General features: G+C 64.2%; 12 protein-coding genes. 8 read left to right on the top strand and 4 right to left on the bottom strand.

From position 1 onward, the window contains the following. Window positions 1-29 precede the first annotated feature (29 nt). Window positions 30-1,505, bottom strand: a complete 1,476-nt coding sequence (locus ABHF91_RS06730; protein ID WP_409422687.1) for a carbohydrate porin — start codon at window positions 1,503-1,505, stop codon at window positions 30-32. 283 nt (window positions 1,506-1,788) lie between these two features. Continuing rightward, complete coding sequence (locus ABHF91_RS06735) at window positions 1,789-2,709, bottom strand: aminoimidazole riboside kinase (protein WP_409422688.1); 921 nt, start codon at window positions 2,707-2,709, stop codon at window positions 1,789-1,791. Between the two features lie 187 nt (window positions 2,710-2,896). Between ABHF91_RS06735 and ABHF91_RS06740 the strand changes: the two genes are divergently transcribed. From ABHF91_RS06740 to udp, 6 genes are all read left to right on the top strand, one after another. Next, window positions 2,897-3,406: an N-acetyltransferase family protein gene (locus ABHF91_RS06740; protein ID WP_409422689.1), complete on the top strand. Its 510-nt coding sequence runs from the start codon at window positions 2,897-2,899 to the stop codon at window positions 3,404-3,406. 145 nt (window positions 3,407-3,551) lie between these two features. Beyond that, the gene (locus ABHF91_RS06745; RefSeq protein ID WP_409422690.1) at window positions 3,552-6,623 is read left to right on the top strand and encodes an FAD-binding and (Fe-S)-binding domain-containing protein; all 3,072 of its coding nucleotides are present in this window, start codon (window positions 3,552-3,554) and stop codon (window positions 6,621-6,623) included. Window positions 6,624-6,719: 96 nt separating this feature from the next. Beyond that, complete coding sequence (modF, locus tag ABHF91_RS06750) at window positions 6,720-8,183, top strand: molybdate ABC transporter ATP-binding protein ModF (RefSeq protein WP_409422691.1); 1,464 nt, start codon at window positions 6,720-6,722, stop codon at window positions 8,181-8,183. A 32-nt stretch (window positions 8,184-8,215) separates the two neighbouring features. Next, window positions 8,216-8,647, top strand: a complete 432-nt coding sequence (locus ABHF91_RS06755; RefSeq protein WP_409422692.1) for a hotdog fold thioesterase — start codon at window positions 8,216-8,218, stop codon at window positions 8,645-8,647. 137 nt (window positions 8,648-8,784) lie between these two features. After that, complete coding sequence (locus ABHF91_RS06760; protein WP_409422693.1) at window positions 8,785-10,677, top strand: DEAD/DEAH box helicase; 1,893 nt, start codon at window positions 8,785-8,787, stop codon at window positions 10,675-10,677. Window positions 10,678-10,857: 180 nt separating this feature from the next. Beyond that, window positions 10,858-11,628 (top strand): uridine phosphorylase, encoded by a 771-nt coding sequence (gene udp / locus ABHF91_RS06765; RefSeq protein ID WP_409422694.1) that lies wholly within the window; start codon window positions 10,858-10,860, stop codon window positions 11,626-11,628. Between the two features lie 131 nt (window positions 11,629-11,759). On the opposite strand, the gene recN is transcribed toward udp, so the two are convergent. Then, on the bottom strand, window positions 11,760-13,427 hold the full coding sequence (gene recN, locus ABHF91_RS06770; RefSeq protein ID WP_409422695.1) for a DNA repair protein RecN: 1,668 nt from the start codon (window positions 13,425-13,427) through the stop codon (window positions 11,760-11,762). An 89-nt stretch (window positions 13,428-13,516) separates the two neighbouring features. Next, window positions 13,517-14,401: an NAD(+) kinase gene (gene nadK / locus ABHF91_RS06775; protein WP_409422696.1), complete on the bottom strand. Its 885-nt coding sequence runs from the start codon at window positions 14,399-14,401 to the stop codon at window positions 13,517-13,519. 158 nt (window positions 14,402-14,559) lie between these two features. Here nadK and grpE point away from each other — a divergent pair, with 158 nt between their 5' ends. Both grpE and dnaK read left to right on the top strand, forming a co-directional pair. Beyond that, window positions 14,560-15,138 carry a nucleotide exchange factor GrpE gene (grpE, locus tag ABHF91_RS06780; RefSeq protein ID WP_409422697.1) on the top strand — a complete coding sequence of 193 codons (579 nt, stop codon included), beginning with the start codon at window positions 14,560-14,562 and terminating at the stop codon, window positions 15,136-15,138. 143 nt (window positions 15,139-15,281) lie between these two features. Beyond that, on the top strand, window positions 15,282-17,201 hold the full coding sequence (gene dnaK / locus ABHF91_RS06785) for a molecular chaperone DnaK (RefSeq protein WP_409422698.1): 1,920 nt from the start codon (window positions 15,282-15,284) through the stop codon (window positions 17,199-17,201). The last annotated feature ends 80 nt before the right edge of the window (window positions 17,202-17,281 follow it).

Consider the following 17,281-nt stretch of genomic DNA (forward strand, 5'->3'; position numbering starts at 1 on the left):
GACCGGTGCCCTTTTAGCGTAGAACTCGCTTAGAACCAGGTTTCCATCTGGACGCCGAAGCTCCACTGGCCACCACTGGTGAAGTTGGTGCTGCCCAGGGTGTCGTCTTCGGAGAAGCTGTCCAGTGCCTTGTCCCAGTCCATGTAGGTGGCAAACATGCGCAGCTCGGGGCGTTCAAAGAAGCCTGCCACCGTGCTGGCCTTGAAGGTGGGTGCGAAGGTCAACTTGTAGAAGTCGCCCTTGGCCGCCTGGTAGTCGTTGTAACCATTGGGATCCAGATCCGAGTACTGGTAGCTGCCTTCGTACACCAGTTCGAAGTTTTCGGTCAGCTCCTGGGCCAGGCGGGCGTTGAAGGTCACCCACTTGTAGTCGTCCCCCTTCACGTAGCGATCCTGGCTGGATTGGGCCAGGATGGCCGGAGCCAGGCGCCAGTTACCGGCGAAGCGGGTCACCCCATAGGTGGCCAGGCGGAAGGTGTCGGCGTCCTTGGTCAGATCCCCGTTGCTGCCGATGCCCTTGACCTCGGCCCCCAGGCCGTGACCGTAGAGGGCGGCCAGCTTGAAGAAGCCGTCGGACAGGCCGTAGAAGCTGTCACCGTGCCAGGCCAGCATGGTGTGCACGCCGGAGGTGGCACCATCGTCCACCCGCTCATCGTTGTCCCGGGCCTTGAGGCCGCTCACCATCCACTGCAGCTGGCCGAAATAGTTGTTGGCGGTGACGGTGTAACTTTCGATGTCATCGTTGATGGTGTCGACCGAGCCGTAGTCACGACCATACAGGGAGAAGTTACTGTGGGCGTTGTCGCTCCACTTCACGTCATAGATACCGGCACCGGTCCCGGCCAGGAAGACGATGTCGGAGTCGAGGAAGTGGATGTCGAAGTTGTCGCGGTCGAAGCGCTTACCGGCCCACAGGGTGGCATCCTTGAAGGTGGCGTTGTCGGCGAAGGAGGGCAGGTTGCCCAGTTCGGCAAACACCTGGCGCACGTTCAGGGAGCTGGTGCTGGCGGTCCAGTCGTTGCTGGACTCCTGGCTGTCGGCCAGCATGATCTTGTAGCGGGTGGTGGTGCCGTTATCCAGACGCCCCTTGTGCTCCAGGTTCAGCTCCATGTAGGTATCGTCTTCGTTACCCAGACGGCCGACGGCACCGCCTACGCTGCCGGCCGGGGTCAGGTAGGGGCCACCTTGGCTGCCGCTGGCCTTGTCGTTGATCAGCAGGCCGGAACGGGCATAGCCATGGAATTCCAGGCCGCTGAGCAGCTCGGTCTGCTTGCTCAGTTCGTCGGTCTTGGCGGCGGTGGTCTGGGTCTGGTCGGCGGCGGCCTGGGCCTGGGTGGTGGCGGTGGCGGCCTGGGCTTCAGCCGCTGCGGCACGGGCTTCCGTCTCGGCCAGGCGCTGTTCCAGGGCGGCCAGGCGGGTTTCCAGATCGGCGGTGGTGGCGGCCAGGGTCGGGGCACTCAGGGTGGCCAGGGCGATGGCGGCAGCGAGGGTACTCGGTCTAAACATGTGGTTGTTCCTTCAGGGTCAGTTAGCCTTGTCGATTATTGTTTTGCTAAACCGGTTTTGCAGGGTGGAGATTAGGTTCTGGCCTCGGGATTATCAATCCTAACCTGCTAACTCGATTTAGCAATTGTGATCCATCGAGCAAAACCGCTCTGATGCCTCAAGAAAAAGGTTTCAAATGGCATGCTGACACGTGTCAGCTGTCTAACTCTGCCCATGGTGTTTTGCTAAACAAAAAGCCGGGCGAGGGCGCCCGGCAAGGAGTAGGACACACTAAAACAATCGGCTAGCCGGTGGCGAGCTGTGCCGCCGTGGGCAGGGCGGTCATGGCCCCCTTGGCGCTGCAGGCCAGGGCACCGCAGCGTTGGGCCTGTTGCAGTATGGGCTCAAGCCGGGACCATTCCGGGATGCCGCCTGCCGCCGCCAGCCCGGCCAGCAGACCGGCGACGAAGGCATCGCCGGCGCCGGTGGTGTCCACCGGGCTGATGGGCCGGGTGGCCAGGCGATGGAGCTGGCCTTGATGACAGGCCAGCAGGCCGTCACCACCCAGGGTGATCACCAGCAACGCCAGCCCGTAGCGGTCGGCCAGTTGGCGGGCGCCGGTCTCCAGTTCCACCGGGCCACACAGATAATGCAGCTCCTCCAAGGAGAGCTTGACCACCTGGGCCAGGGACAAGGCCTGTTCCAGGCAGGGCCTGAGTTCGCTGGGGTCGGCCCAGACATCCTCACGGATGTTGGGATCGAAGCTCACCCGGCCGCCGGCGGCCCGCACGGCGGCCATGGCGGCAAAGGTGGTGCCGCGCACCGGCTCCCGGGCCAGGGCCAGGGAACAGCAATGCAGCCAGTCGCCGGCGGCAAACGTGGGCAGCTCGGCGGGGGTGAGGAACAGGTCGGCGCTGGGATTGACTAGGAAGGTGAAGCTGCGCTCTCCCTGATCATCCAGATCCACCAGCACGGTAGAGGTGTGGTGGTCAGCATCGGCAAACAGCTGGGCCGTGTCGACGCCTTCGCCCTGTAGCACATCGCGCAGGTAGCGGCCGAAGGGATCCTGGCCCACCCGGCCGATGAAGCGGCCCTGGCCACCCAGGCGGCTGACGCCGACGGCCACGTTGGCCGGGGCGCCACCGGGACATTTGAGATAGCGGCCGTCGCTGTCGGGCACGAGGTCGATGACCGCATCCCCCAGCACCCAGATGGTGTCTTGCATGTTGGTTCCTCATGTGCAATTTCGCTAAAGATAGCTAAAACGGTTTAGCGAAATCACCTACTCTCGCTAAATCCTGCTCCAGATGTGATCTGGCTCACGACTTCATGGCCTGCGCGGCGCCGCCGGGGGCGGCGAAGTGGGGGCGCTCCATACTCATAAAGAGTCCAGCACCAAGTCAGGAGCCGCCATGATCCGCCCCGTCACCCGCCAAGATGCCGAGCAGTTAAGCCAGATCTACAACGCCTATCAGGCCCAGAGTGGGGGCGGCTGGGAACGGGATCCCCTGGTGCCGTCCGTCATGGCCGAACAGATTGCCGCCTGGTCGCCACGCCTGCCCTGGCTGGTGTATTGCAAGCAGGAACAGCCCCTGGGTTACGCCTGTGCCATGCCCTGGCGGGCTCAGCCGGCGTTTCGTTACACGGTGGAGACCTGCGTCTACCTGGATGCCTCGGTGCGAGGTCAGAACCTGGGCACCCAGCTCTATCGGGTGCTGATCGGCCAGCTGCGGGAACAGCCGCTGCATCAGGCCTTGGCGGCCATCCCGTTGCCCAATGCCGCCAGCATACGGCTGCACGAGAAGCTGGGCTTTCGCAAGGTGGCGCACTTCAACGAGGTGGGCTGTCAGGGGGAGCGCTGGATCAACCTGGGCTATTGGCAGCTGCTGCTGGTCCGCTTCGCGCCGGAGGAGGCCTCTTAAGCCTCTCGCCGGCGCAATCCTTTGCTGCGTTTGACTCCATTCTTACTTTTGCTTTGGCCCGTTCTGTGCCCCTGCTATACAATGTCCGCCCTTTATAGCGTGCAGGGGCCGCGGACGGTCGCCTTATTGCGGGAAGTATGCAGTCATGATCCCAAGACTTTCTCTTCAGGATGGAATCAAGCCTCAGTATCAGGCCTTTGTGGCGGCGCTGGAGCGCGCCGGGTTTGTCGGTGATATCGAGACCGCCTACGCCAGCCGTCTGGTGGTGGCAACGGACAACAGTGTGTACCAGTGGGTCCCCCAGGCGGTGGTGTTCCCCAAGGACACCCAGGATCTGTCCCGGCTGATGACCTTGGCCTGCCAGCCCGAGCACCTGCAGATCCGCTTCTCCCCCCGGGGCGGCGGCACCGGCACCAACGGCCAGTCCCTGAGTGACGGCATCATAGTGGATCTCTCGCGCCACATGACCGCCTTGCTGAACCTGGATGCCGAGGCTCGCACCGTGCGGGTACAGGCGGGCCTGGTGAAGGACAAGCTCAACCTGGCCCTGAAGCCCCACGGCCTCTTCTTCTCACCGGAACTCTCCACCAGCAACCGCGCCACCCTCGGCGGCATGATCAACACAGATGCCTCCGGCCAGGGCTCCCTGGTCTACGGCAAGACCTCGGATCACGTGCTGGCGGTCACCGCCGTGCTGATGGACGGTACCGTGCTGGAGTGCGGCCCCCTGCGTGGCGAGGCGCTGGACGCCAAGCTGGCCCAGGACGATAGGGAAGGGGCCATCTACCGGCAGGTGCTGGCCTCGGTGGAGGGCAAGCGCGCCGAGATCGACGCCACCTTCCCGACCCTGACCCGCTTTCTCACCGGCTATGATCTGAAACACGCCTACCTGCCCGCCGAGGGCGACGTGCCCCGTGGCCTGGATCTCTCCCGCCTGCTGTGCGGCTCCGAAGGCACATTGGCCTACATCACAGAGGCCACCCTGGATCTGACTCCCATTCCCAGCCTGCGCACCCTGGTGAACGTCAAGTACCAGAGCTTCGAGGCGGCCCTGCGCCATGCCAATGTGATGGTGGCGGCCGAGGCGCTGTCGGTGGAGACGGTGGACTCCAAGGTGTTGAACCTGGCTCGTGGCGACATCATCTGGCATTCGGTGAAGGATCTCATCGCCGACGTGCCGGGCCAGGAGATGCAGGGCATCAACATCGTCGAGTTTGCCGGCGACGACACGGCGGAGCAGCAGCGCAAGGTCCAGGCCCTGTGCGCCCGCCTGGATGCCCAGATCGCGGCCGGCGAGGCCGGGGTCATCGGCTATCAGTGGTGCGACGAGCTGGCCAGCGTGGAGGCCATCTACGGCATGCGGAAGAAGGCGGTGGGCCTGCTGGGCAACGCCGCCGGCCGCGCCAAGCCGGTGGCCTTCACCGAGGATACCGCTGTGCCGCCGGAGCACCTGGCGGATTACATCATGGAATTCCGCGCCCTGCTGGACAGCCACGGCCTGCGCTACGGCATGTTTGGCCACGTGGACTGCGGCGTGCTGCACGTGCGGCCGGCGCTGGATCTGTGCGATCCCGAGCAGGAGGTGACCCTGCGCAAGATCTCCGATCAGGTGGTGGCCCTCACCGCCAAGTACGGCGGCCTGATGTGGGGCGAGCACGGCCGGGGCTTTCGCTCCGAGTACGGCCCTGCCTACTTCGGTGACAGCCTGTTTGCCGAGCTGCGCAAGATCAAGGGCGCCTTCGACCCGGACAACCGCCTGAACCCCGGCAAGATCTGTGCGCCCTTGGCCAGCGATGCCGAGCTGGTATCGGTGGATGCCGTCAAGCGCGGCCACTTCGACCGTCAGATCCCCGTGGTGACCCGGGACAGCTTCCGCGAGGCCATGGAGTGCAACGGCAACGGCCTGTGCTTCACCTTCGAGCAGCACTCCCCCATGTGCCCCAGTTTCAAGCTCACCGGCAACCGTATCCATTCCCCCAAGGGGCGGGCCGGCCTGATGCGCGAATGGCTGCGCCAGCTGGAGACCCAGGGGGTCAATGTGCTGAGCGAAGAGGCGGATGCCCAGCTGGCCGGCGGCCTGCGCTGGAAGGAGCTGGTGGACAAGGTGAAGCACACCCTGGCGCGCCGCCGCGGCCAGTATGACTTCTCCCACGAGGTGATGGAGGCCATGCAGGGCTGCCTGGCGTGCAAGGCCTGCTCCAGCCAGTGTCCCATCAAGGTGGATGTGCCGGCCTTCCGCGCCCGCTTCATGCAGCTGTATCACCAGCGCTACCTGAGGCCCATGAAGGACTACTTCGTCGCCACCGTGGAGTCTTATGCCCCCCTGATGGCCAAGGCACCGGGGGTGGTGAACTTCTTCTTGCAGAAGCAGTGGGTGCAGGATGTCACCGCCAAGACCATCGGCATGGTGGACGTGCCGCTGCTGAGTCAGCCGACCCTCAAGCAGTCATTGGCCGGCCACGACGCCACGCTGTTCGACCTGGCGCGGCTGGAGGCCATGAGCCCGGCGCAGCGCAGCAAGGTGGTGCTGGTGGTGCAGGATCCCTTCACCTCCTATTACGACGCCCCCGTGGTGCGGGATCTGGTGCTGCTCATCGAAAAGCTGGGCTACCAGCCCCTGCTGCTGCCCTTCAAGCCCAACGGCAAACCCCAGCATATCAAGGGCTTCCTGCGCGCCTTCGCCAAGACGGCCGCCAATGCCGCCCAACTGCTCAACCGCCTGCATCACCTGGGTATCCCCATGGTGGGGCCGGATCCGGCCATGGTGCTGTGCTATCGGGACGAGTATGCCCGCGCCCTGGGGGATGCCCGGGGTGACTTCAAGGTGCTGCTGCCCCAGGAGTGGCTGGGGGAGGCCATCCAGGCCGTGCCCCAACGGGCGCTGGGGCGCTTCGAGCCCTATCACTTGTTCGGCCACTGCACCGAGAAGACGGCGGTGCCCTCCAGCCACGGCGACTGGGCCAAGCTGTTTGCGCACCTGGGGGCCGAGCTCAAGCCGGTGGCGGTGGGCTGCTGCGGCATGGCGGGCACCTATGGTCACGATGCCGGCCACCTGGACGACTCCAAGGCCATCTATGCCATGAGCTGGCAACAGGCCCTGGCCAGCCGCCCCAAGGAGCGTTGCCTGGTGACCGGTTACTCCTGCCGCAGCCAGGTCAAACGGCTTGATGGCGAGAAACTCAAACATCCGCTGCAGGCCCTGCTGGGGCTGCTGTAAGACCCGAGGCGCGGCTACCGCGCCTTTTTTCTGCCCTATCGCCTTGCACTCGGCCCGCCCCGGGAGTAGTCATAGGGCTATCTTGCCCACGGAGACATGACGTTGCATTGGTCTGCCGCTCGCTTTGCCCTGACTCACCCCCGTCAACTGGTGATCCCCCAATTATCCCTCTCATCCGGCCAGTGCTGGGCCTTCGTCGGCGCCAACGGCAGCGGCAAGACGGCCCTGGCGCGCGCCCTGTGCGGCGAGCTGCCGCTGCTGTCCGGTGAAGCGCCGAGTGTGTCGGCTGCGCTGCGGCTTAGCTTCGAGCAGCAGCAGGCCCTGCTGGAGCAGGACTGGCAACGGCGCAACACCGACATGCTGGCCGACGGCGAGGAGGCAGGCTTGCTGGCCGGCGAGCTGCTGCCAGCGGCGGCACAGACCCCTGCGGGGCAGCGGTTGCTGGCCGAGCTGGGGCTGCAGCCCCTGCTGACGCGGCCCTTTCGGGTGCTCTCCAGCGGGGAGGGGCGCAAGCTGCTGCTGGCCGGCGCCCTGCTGCAGGCCCCGGACTGGCTGGTGCTCGACGAGCCCTTCGACGGCCTGGATGTCCAGGCCCGCCGCGAGCTGACCGAGCGCCTGCAAGCCCTGCATGCCCAAGGGCAGGGGTTGGTGCTGATCCTCAACCGGTTTGACGAGATACCGCCCTGCGCCACCCATCTGGGCCTGCTGGGGGACAGCCAGTTGCTGCGGGTGGGGGCGCGCGCCGAGGTGTTGGCCTCGCCCGAGGTGCAGCAATGGCAGGCGCTGGAGCACCAGGCGCCGGGGCCCTTGCCGCCGCCGGTGCAGGCGGCCGACGTGGCTGGCCTGCCCCTGGTGCGCTTGCGTCAGCTCACCATCTGCTATGACGAACGCAAGGTGATCGACGGCCTGGATTGGGAGCTGCTCCCCGGTCAGCACTGGCAGATCACTGGACCCAACGGCGCCGGCAAGTCCACCCTGCTGTCGGTGCTCACCGGCGATCATCCCCAGGGCTACAGCAACGATGTCACCCTGTTTGGCCGGCGGCGGGGCAGCGGCGAGAGCATCTGGGACATCAAGCGCCATATCGGCCTGGTGAGCCCGGCGCTGCACCTGGAGTACCGGGTGGCCACCACCCCGGAGGCGGTGATCCTCTCGGGCTTTTTCGACTCCATCGGCCTGTATCAGACTCCGGGGGATCAGGAGCTGGCCCTGGCCCGGCGCTGGCTGGCCTTGTTGGGGCTCAGTGGCCAGGCGAAGCAGCCCTTTCACAGTCTGTCGTTTGGCCAGCAGCGGCTGCTGCTTATCGCCCGCGCCCTGGTGAAGCATCCGCCGCTGCTGATCCTGGATGAACCCCTGCAGGGGCTGGATGCCATCAACCGGCATCTGGTGCGCCACTGGGTGGGGCGGCTGATGGCGGCGGGCAGCAGCCAGCTGCTGTTTGTCTCCCACCATGCCGAGGATGCCCCGGCGGGCATCACCCACAGATTGAGTTTCGAGCCGGATGGCCAGGGGGGCTATGGTTATCGACAGCAGGCCCTGAATGCCGCGGCGGTACAGTGAAGCGACCATGTGCAATATAAAGAGGAGACGCTATGGCCATCTGGCAGCGTGATTTTACCCTGGAGGGGCTGAACGCCGGCTCGGCCAATACCCTAGTGGCTCACCTGGGGATACGCTATACCCAAGTGACCGACGACAGCCTGATCGGAAGCATGCCGGTGGGCCCCATAGTGCATCAGCCCATGGGGCTGCTGCACGGCGGCGCCTCCGTGGTGCTAGCTGAGACCCTGGGCTCGGTGGCCGGCAACCTGGCGGTGCCCCGCAGCCACTGCTGCGTGGGGCTGGATATCAATGCCAACCATCTGCGGGCCATGCGGGATGGCGTACTGACCGGGATCGCCTCGCCGCTGCACCTGGGCGCCACCACCCAGGTGTGGCAGATCCGGCTGGAGGATGAGGCCCAGCGGCTCATCTGTATCAGCCGCCTGACCCTGGCCGTACTGAAGAACAAACCCAAACGCTGAGATTAATGTCACATTTTTAACGACAAGGCGGGGGGATGTGGTTATAATCGCCCCCCTTTTTCGGGCCAGCCAGCGACTCAGGATGATTTTCTGCCGCTACAGCGCCCGCCCCATGACACTGTCTAACGGAAGAAAATATGTCTGAGAACGAGAACCTGCCCGGCTTTGACCAACTGGGTCTGGCTGAACCTATTCTGCGCGCCCTGAACGACGTGGGTTACGAAACCCCGTCCCCCATTCAGGCTGCCGCCATTCCGCCGCTGCTGGAAGGTTGTGACCTGCTGGGCCAGGCCCAGACCGGTACCGGTAAGACCGCGGCCTTCGCCTTGCCGCTCATCTCCCGCCTGAATGCCAGCGATACCGCCACCCAGGTGCTGGTGCTGGCGCCGACCCGCGAGTTGGCCATTCAGGTGGCCGAGGCGTGCCAAAGCTACGCCAAGTACCTGCCGGACTTCCACGTGCTGCCCATCTACGGCGGCTCCTCTTACGACACCCAGCTGCGTGCCCTGAAGCGCGGCGCCCAGGTGGTGGTGGGGACCCCGGGCCGGGTGATGGACATGATGCGCCGCGGCAAGCTGGACCTCTCCGCCCTGCGTGCCCTGGTGTTGGACGAAGCCGACGAGATGCTGCGCATGGGCTTCATCGACGACGTGGAATGGATCATCGAGCAGTGCCCCTTCGATCGGCAGATCGCCCTGTTCTCCGCCACCATGCCTGATGTGATCCGCCGTGTGGCTCACCGCCACCTGCAGGAGCCCAAGGAGGTGAAGATTGCGGCCAAGACCAGCACCGCCTCCACCGTCCGTCAGCGCTACTGGATGGTCTCCGGCCTGCATAAGCTGGATGCCATGACCCGGTTGCTGGAAGTGGAACCCTACGATGCCCTGCTGGCCTTCGTGCGCACCAAGACCGCCGCCGAAGAGCTGGCCACCAAGCTGGCCGCCCGCGGTCATGCCTGTGAGGCCCTGCACGGTGATATTCCGCAGAAGCTGCGTGAGCGCACCGTGGAGAAGCTGAAGAACGGTCAGCTGGACATTCTGGTGGCCACCGACGTGGTTGCCCGTGGTCTGGACGTGGAACGCATCACCCACGTGGTGAACTACGACATTCCCTACGACACCGAATCCTATGTCCACCGAATCGGCCGTACCGGCCGGGCCGGCCGCAGCGGGGATGCCATCCTGTTCGTAGCACCGCGGGAGCGTCGCATGCTGCGGTCCATCGAGCACACCACGCGCCAGCCCATCGAGCCCATGCACATGCCCACCGCCCAGGACATCAATCGTCACCGTCTTGAGCTGTTCAAGCAGCAGATCCGCGAGACCCTGCTGTCCGACGATCTGGATCAGTACCAGGACGTGGTGGCCGAATTCCTGCAGGATGACACCACGGATCCGCTGGATCTGTGTGCCGCCCTGGCCAAGATGGTCAAGGGGGATGAGCCTCTGTTCATGGACGAAAGCCAGCCTGAGCCGTCCCAGCGCAACATGGACGACCGCCGTGACCACAACAGCGAGCGGGGTTTCGAGCGGGATGACCGTCGTGAGCGCCGTGAGCGCAAGCAACCCAGCACTGGCCCGCGCCCGTTGAAGGATCACCCCGAGGTGAGCACTGTGCGTTACCGGGTCGAGGTGGGTTATGAGCATGGCGTCAAGCCGGGCCAGATCGTCGGCGCCATTGCCAACGAGGCGGATATCGACAGCTCCTATATCGGTCACATCGAAATTTTCGATACCTGCACCACGGTGGATCTGCCCGACGGCATGCCGGATGAGGTGATGGACGTGCTGAAGAAGGCACGGGTCTGCGGCCGTCCGCTGGAGATCAGCGTCTTCACCGGTGAGCTGCCCCAACGCAGCAGTGAGCGGCGCGGCAAGCCGTTTGCCGGCAAGCCGTTCGGCGGTGAGCACCGTGGCCGTGGCGACGGTCGCGGCCGAGGTGAAGGCCGGGATCGTCCCTTCGGTAACGACCGTGGCGACTTCAAGCGTGGCCCGCGCAAGTTTGACAAGGGCGGGCGCAACGACCGTTAAGCTTGTTTGCTAGCCAAAGCCCCCGCCAGTCGGGGGCTTTGTCGTTTGACTGGGCAAAAATACTATTCTAATAAATTGAAATAAAAGCGTTTTACTGCACTTTTACCGCCCATGGGGTCCCACATAATGACGCCTGTGTTCCCCTCGTTCGTCGGGGCGCGCCATATAAGGAGCTACGTAATGAGTCATGCCGTATTTCATCTGGGACTGCAGCAGGCCGACCTGGCCGGCGCGACCCTGGCCATAGTGCCCGGCGATCCCGAGCGGGTGAAGCGCATCGCCGAGCGGATGGACAATCCCCGCTTCCTGGCCAGTCACCGGGAGTTCACCAGCTACCTGGCCGACCTTGCCGGGGTGCCTGTGGTGATCTGTTCCACCGGCATCGGCGGCCCTTCCACCTCCATCGCCGTGGAGGAGCTGGCACAGCTGGGGATCCGCACCTTCCTGCGGGTGGGCACCACGGGCGCCATTCAGCCACAGGTGGCCGTGGGTGACGTGATAGTGACCACGGGCTCGGTACGGCTCGACGGTGCCAGCCTGCACTTCGCGCCGCTGGAATTCCCTGCGGTGGCAGACTTTGCCTGTACCTCGGCCCTGGTGGCCGCCGCGCGGTCGGTGGGGCAAGAGCCCCATGTGGGCATCACCGCCTCCTCCGACACCTTCTACCCGGGGCAGGAGCGCTACGACACCTTCTCCGGTCGGGTGACCCGGCGCTTTGCCGGCTCCATGGCCGAGTGGCAGGCCATGGGGGTACTCAACTACGAGATGGAGTCCGCGACCCTGCTGACCATGTGTGCCAGCCAAGGGCTCAAGGCCGGCTGCGTGGCGGGGGTGATCGTCAACCGCTCGCGCCAGGAGATCCCGGATGCGGCCACCATGGCCAAGACCGAAGGGGATGCCGTGGCCATCGTCATCGCGGCGGCACGTCAACTCGTGACGGGCGCGGCCTAAGGCCAGCCGTCTTCTGCCAATCCAAAAAAACAGGGTGCCATCTGCACCCTTTTTTTATCACTGTCATCCCATCGATCATGCCAATCGCGCTCGCATTTGCCGCCGGACGCTATACCGGATTCTCCGCCAGGCTAGGGTTGGGCCAGCAGCTCCCGGGCGTTGGCCAGGGTGTTGTCGGTGATCTGATCGCCCCCCAGCAGGCGAGCCAGCTCGCTCAGCCGGCCAGATGGGTCCAACGCTGCCATGCTGGTTTCGGTTTGCTGCCCGTCATGCTGTTTGGCCACCAGAAAGTGATGATGGCCCTGGCCTGCCACCTGGGGCAGGTGGGTGACCACCAGGACCTGGGTGGCTTGCCCCAACTGGCGCAGCAGCCGGCCCACCACGGCGGCGGTGGGGCCGCTGATCCCCACGTCCACCTCGTCGAAGATGAGGCTGGGGGTGGCGATGCGCTCGGCGGTGATCACCTGAGTGGCCAGGCTGATGCGGGAAAGCTCGCCGCCGGAGGCCACCTTGGCCAGGGGCTGCAGGGGTTGTCCCGGGTTGGTGGTGACCAGAAACTGCACCAGATCTTGACCCAGGGGGCTGGGCTGACGATCCGCCACCGGACTGATGTCGATGGCGAGCCGCCCCTGGGGCATGTTCAGCTGCTGCATGTGGTGACTTATCTGCTCACCCAGCTGCTGGGCATGGCGCGCCCGGCTGGCACTGAGGCGATTGGCCGCGTCTTGATAGGCCGCGAGGCTGGCCTGCAAGCCGGCCTGCAGGCTGTCGAGCTGCTCGTCACAGGCCAGCAAGCCGTCTAGCTCGGATTGCAGACTGGCGTGATGGGCCACCAGCTCGGCCGGCTTGACCTGATGCTTGCGGGCCAGATCCAGGCTCTTGCCCAGGCGGCTCTCCAGCTCGGCAAAGCGTTCGGGATCCGGCTCCAGCCGATCCAGATAGTGGCGCAGCTCATCATAGCCTTCATCCAGCTGGATCTGGGCCTCCTGCAGCAGCCCCAAGGCCGGCTGCAAGGCCGGATCCAGGCCCTGCATCTGCTCCAGGCGACGGATCAGGGTCTTGAGTAGCCCCAGAACCGTATACTCATCGTTGTCGTGCAGGCCATCCAGGCAGAACTGGCAGTCCGCCACCAGGGCGCCGCTGTTGGCCAGGCGGCTGTGTTCGGCCTCGATGGCGGCGAATTCGCCTTCTTGCAGGGCGAAGTCGTCCAGCTCCTGCACCTGATATTCCAGCAGTTGCCGCCGCGCCTCGCGCTGGTCGGCCTCTTGCTGCAGGCGCAGCAGGGTCTGCTGCTGCTGACGCCAGCTCTGGTGATGCTGACGGACCTCGTCCAGCAGACCGCCGTGGGCGGCATAGGCATCGACGATGGCCAGCTGTTGTTCGGGACGCATCAGCAGCTGGTGGGCGTGCTGGCCATGGATGTTGATCAGCAGTTGGCCCAGGGCCTTGAGCTGCGCCAGGGGCACCGGGGTGCCGTTGATATAGGCGCGGGAGCGGCCCTCGGCGGTGATCACCCGGCGCAGCAGGCACTCCTCTTCCATCTCCAGCTCCTGTTGCTGCAACCAGTGGCGGGCCGGCTGGTTGCGCTGCAGGTTGAAGCGGGCGCTGATCTCCGTCTTGTCACTGCCCGGGCGTATCATGCCGGCCTCGGCCCGGCCGCCCAGGGCCAGGCCCAGGGCATCGATGGCGATGGACTTGCCGGCGCCGGTTTCCCCCGTGATGCTGGTCATGCCGGCTTGCACGTCCAGCTCGAGGAATTTGACGATGGCGAAGTTATGGATGGTGAGTTGAGTCAGCATGCGGCACCTGCGAACAATACTGTATTGATAAACAGTATATACTGTTTATCAATACAGTAAAGTGCGAAAAGTGTGCAGGGGGCCGCCGGCTAGAACAGCTTGCTACCCCAGCCGAGTTTGCTGCGTAATACGTTGAAATAGCTGTGGTCTTCTGGGTGGAGCAGGCGCAGTTTGTGGGGCGCCTTGGCGATGAGGATCTCGTCGCCTGGGTTGACCGCCAGGTTGACGTGACCATCACAGCTCAGCAGCAGCTGCTCGGCCTGATCGTCCGGCGAGACCACCAGCTTCACCTGGCTGTCGGCATCGATGACGATGGGGCGGCAGCTCAGGGTGTGGGGAAACATGGGTACCAGGGAGAGGGCGTTGAGGCCGGGGGTGAGGATGGGGCCCCCGGCGGACAGGGCATAGGCGGTGGAGCCCGTGGGGGTCGCCACTATGATGCCGTCTGCCCGCTGGCTGTACATGAAGTTGTCATCTATGTAGACGGCAAAATCGATCATGTGGGCCACCTTGCCCGGGTGCAGCACCACCTCGTTGAGGGCCGTGTTGGCTGCCTTGCGTTCGCCGTGGCGGTGCACCGAGGCCTCCAGCAGGAAGCGGTATTCGGTCTGGAAGCGGCCCTGCAGCACCTGGCTCAGGGGGTCGGTAAAGTCCTGGGGGGTCAGGTCGGTCAGAAAGCCCAGGTTGCCCCGGTTGACCCCCAGCACCGCTACATCGAAGCGCGCCAGCACCCGGGCGGCCCCCAGCATGTTGCCATCCCCGCCCACCACTATGGCCAGATCCGCCTCTTCGCCCAACTGCACCAGATCCCGGGCGCAAGCCGAGTCCACCGTCAACTGACGGGCCACCCGGCTCTCCACCAGCACGGGGTAACCCAGGCCGCGCAGGTAGTCGTACAGCGCCTGCAATGTCTCGTTGGTGGCGGCATGCTGGGGCTTGCCGATGAGGGCTATGGTGTTAAAGGCTTGAGCCATAATGTAATGCTCGCAAAACCAGGGGAGGCCAGTATAGCGCCAAACCCGGACCGGACGGCAATCCCGCGGTAATTGCCCTGGATTTTGACCATGGCCTTGAAAGCGGGATCTTCATCCCCATAATAGCTGCAACTTGAACTAGGTCAGTGGGAGTAATCATGAATAACCAGGAACAAGCGATGGATCAACAGCAGCCGCAACCCGAGCAGGAGCAGGCCGCACAGGCGGTGCCCGAGGTGGAGTTTGACATGCAGGCGCTGCTGGAGAAGCTTGAGTCTGCCGAGGCTGCGGCCGCCGAAGAGCGGGACCGTGCCGTCCGCGCCGTGGCCGAGATGGAGAACATCCGCCGCCGAGCCGCCCAGGACGTGGAGAAGGCGCACAAGTTTGCTCTGGAGAAGTTTGTCGGTGAACTGCTGCCGGTGATCGACAACCTGGAGCGGGCCCTGGAGGCCGGTGATCAGGCCAACGAGGTGTTGAAGCCGCTGCTCGAAGGCGTCGAGCTGACCCTGCAGGCCATGCAAAACTCGGTGGCCAAGTTCGGTGTCCAGGCCATAGACCCGCAAGGCAAGCCGTTCGATCCCAACCAGCATCAGGCCATGAGCCTGATCGAAAATGCCGAGGTGGCGCCCAATACCGTCATCGCCGTGATGCAGAAGGGTTACGAGCTCAACGGTCGCGTGGTGCGGCCGGCCATGGTGATGGTGGCCAAGGCCCCCAGCGTGGACACCCAGGCGTAAGTTTTTTTGGCCCTGGGCCTTGAAGGGGTAAAAGCCACCCCCATATAGCAAGCAAGGCCGGGTGACAGTGTGAATGCGACAGCGCCAACCGTCACCGCCACAGTGCAACTGCGAATCAAGCAAAGAATTTCGGAGAGATAGAAATGGGTAAAATCATCGGTATTGACCTGGGTACGACCAACTCCTGCGTGGCCATTCTGGACGGGGATCATGCCCGTGTTATCGAAAACGCCGAAGGGGACCGCACCACACCGTCAATCATCGCCTATGCCGATGACGGTGAAATCCTGGTGGGTCAACCGGCCAAGCGTCAGGCCGTCACCAACCCCAAGAACACCCTGTACGCCATCAAGCGTCTGATCGGTCGCCGTTACGAAGACGAAGAAGTCCAACGTGACATCGGCATCATGCCGTTCTCCATCAGCCGTGCCGATAACGGTGACGCCTGGGTTGAGGTGAAGGGCAAGCGCATGGCACCGCCGCAGATCTCTGCCGAAGTGCTGAAGAAGATGAAGAAGACCGCCGAAGACTTCCTGGGCGAGCCGGTGACCGAAGCCGTGATCACAGTGCCGGCCTACTTCAACGACGCCCAGCGTCAGGCCACCAAGGATGCCGGTCGCATCGCCGGCCTGGAAGTGAAGCGCATCATCAACGAACCGACCGCCGCGGCCTTCGCCTATGGCGTGAACAAGGTCAAGGGCGACCGCAAGATCGCCGTGTATGACCTGGGTGGTGGTACCTTCGATATCTCCATCATCGAAATCGACGAGATGGACGGCGAGAAGACCTTCGAGGTGCTGGCCACCAACGGGGATACCCACCTGGGTGGGGAAGACTTCGACAACCGTATGATCAACTACTTGGTGGACGAGTTTAAGCGCGAGCAAGGCATCGATCTGCGCAAGGATCAGCTGGCCCTGCAACGGCTGAAGGAAGCCGCCGAGAAGGCCAAGATCGAACTCTCCTCTGCCCAACAGACCGATGTGAATCTGCCGTACATCACCGCCGATGCCACCGGTCCCAAGCACATGAACATCAAGGTGACCCGCTCCAAGCTGGAATCCCTGGTGGAAGACATGGTGAAGAAGACCATGGAGCCGGTGCGCATCGCGCTGCAGGATGCCGGTCTGTCCGTGTCCGAGATCGATGACGTCATCCTGGTGGGTGGTCAGACCCGTATGCCCATGGTGCAGAAGGTGGTCTCCGACTTCTTCGGTAAGGAAGCCCGCAAGGACGTCAACCCGGACGAAGCCGTGGCCATGGGGGCCGCCATTCAGGGCGGCGTGCTGGCCGGTGAGAAGCACGACGTGCTGCTGCTGGACGTCACCCCGCTCTCCCTGGGCATCGAGACCATGGGCAGCGTGATGACCGCCCTGATCGAGAAGAACACCACCATCCCGACCAAGAAGTCTCAGGTGTTCTCCACCGCCGAAGACAACCAGTCTGCCGTGACCATTCACGTGCTGCAGGGGGAGCGTAAGCGCGCCTCAGACAACAAGTCCCTGGGCCAGTTCAACCTGGAAGGCATTCGCCCGGCACCCCGTGGCCTGCCGCAGATCGAGGTGACCTTCGATATCGATGCCGACGGTATCCTGCACGTGTCCGCCAAGGACAAGGAAACCGGCAAGGAGCAGAAGATCACCATCCAGGCCTCTTCCGGTCTGTCCGATGATGAAATCCAGCGCATGGTCAGCGAAGCCGCTGCCCACGCCGCCGAGGACAAGAAGTTTGAAGAGCTGGTACAGGCCCGCAACCAGGCCGATGCCCTGACCCATGCCACCCGCAAGCAGGTCACCGAAGCCGGTGATGCCTTGCCGGCGGACGAGAAGAGCAAGATCGAGGCGGCCATCAGCGAGCTGGAAGCGGCCATCAAGGGTGATGACAAGGCCGAGATCGAGGCCAAGCAACAGGCCCTGATGACGGCGTCCCAGAAGCTGATGGAGCTGGCGCAGCAGCAGGCTCAGCAACAGGCCCAGGCCGCCGACGCCGGTCAAGCCCAGGGCGCCGCCCAGGATGACGTGGTGGATGCCGAGTTCGAAGAAGTTAAAGATGACAAGAAATAATCGTTGCCGGGTCCGGTAGCGGATACGGGCGTTGGGCAACCAACGCCCGTCTGTGTATCCACAAGGCAGAGATTTTAGAC

The organism is Pseudaeromonas aegiceratis, from assembly GCF_046254905.1.
Taxonomy (GTDB): Bacteria; Pseudomonadota; Gammaproteobacteria; order Enterobacterales; family Aeromonadaceae; genus Pseudaeromonas; species Pseudaeromonas aegiceratis.

Bases quoted from the DNA above. Each gene is read 5' to 3' on its own strand.
- ABHF91_RS06730 (WP_409422687.1), bottom strand. From the start codon at position 1,505: ATGTTTAGACCGAGTACCCTCGCTGCCGCCATCGCCCTGGCCACCCTG.
- ABHF91_RS06735 (WP_409422688.1), bottom strand. From the start codon at position 2,709: ATGCAAGACACCATCTGGGTGCTGGGGGATGCGGTCATCGACCTCGTG.
- ABHF91_RS06740 (WP_409422689.1), top strand. From the start codon at position 2,897: ATGATCCGCCCCGTCACCCGCCAAGATGCCGAGCAGTTAAGCCAGATC.
- ABHF91_RS06745 (WP_409422690.1), top strand. From the start codon at position 3,552: ATGATCCCAAGACTTTCTCTTCAGGATGGAATCAAGCCTCAGTATCAG.
- modF (WP_409422691.1), top strand. From the start codon at position 6,720: ATGACGTTGCATTGGTCTGCCGCTCGCTTTGCCCTGACTCACCCCCGT.
- ABHF91_RS06755 (WP_409422692.1), top strand. From the start codon at position 8,216: ATGGCCATCTGGCAGCGTGATTTTACCCTGGAGGGGCTGAACGCCGGC.
- ABHF91_RS06760 (WP_409422693.1), top strand. From the start codon at position 8,785: ATGTCTGAGAACGAGAACCTGCCCGGCTTTGACCAACTGGGTCTGGCT.
- udp (WP_409422694.1), top strand. From the start codon at position 10,858: ATGAGTCATGCCGTATTTCATCTGGGACTGCAGCAGGCCGACCTGGCC.
- recN (WP_409422695.1), bottom strand. From the start codon at position 13,427: ATGCTGACTCAACTCACCATCCATAACTTCGCCATCGTCAAATTCCTC.
- nadK (WP_409422696.1), bottom strand. From the start codon at position 14,401: ATGGCTCAAGCCTTTAACACCATAGCCCTCATCGGCAAGCCCCAGCAT.
- grpE (WP_409422697.1), top strand. From the start codon at position 14,560: ATGAATAACCAGGAACAAGCGATGGATCAACAGCAGCCGCAACCCGAG.
- dnaK (WP_409422698.1), top strand. From the start codon at position 15,282: ATGGGTAAAATCATCGGTATTGACCTGGGTACGACCAACTCCTGCGTG.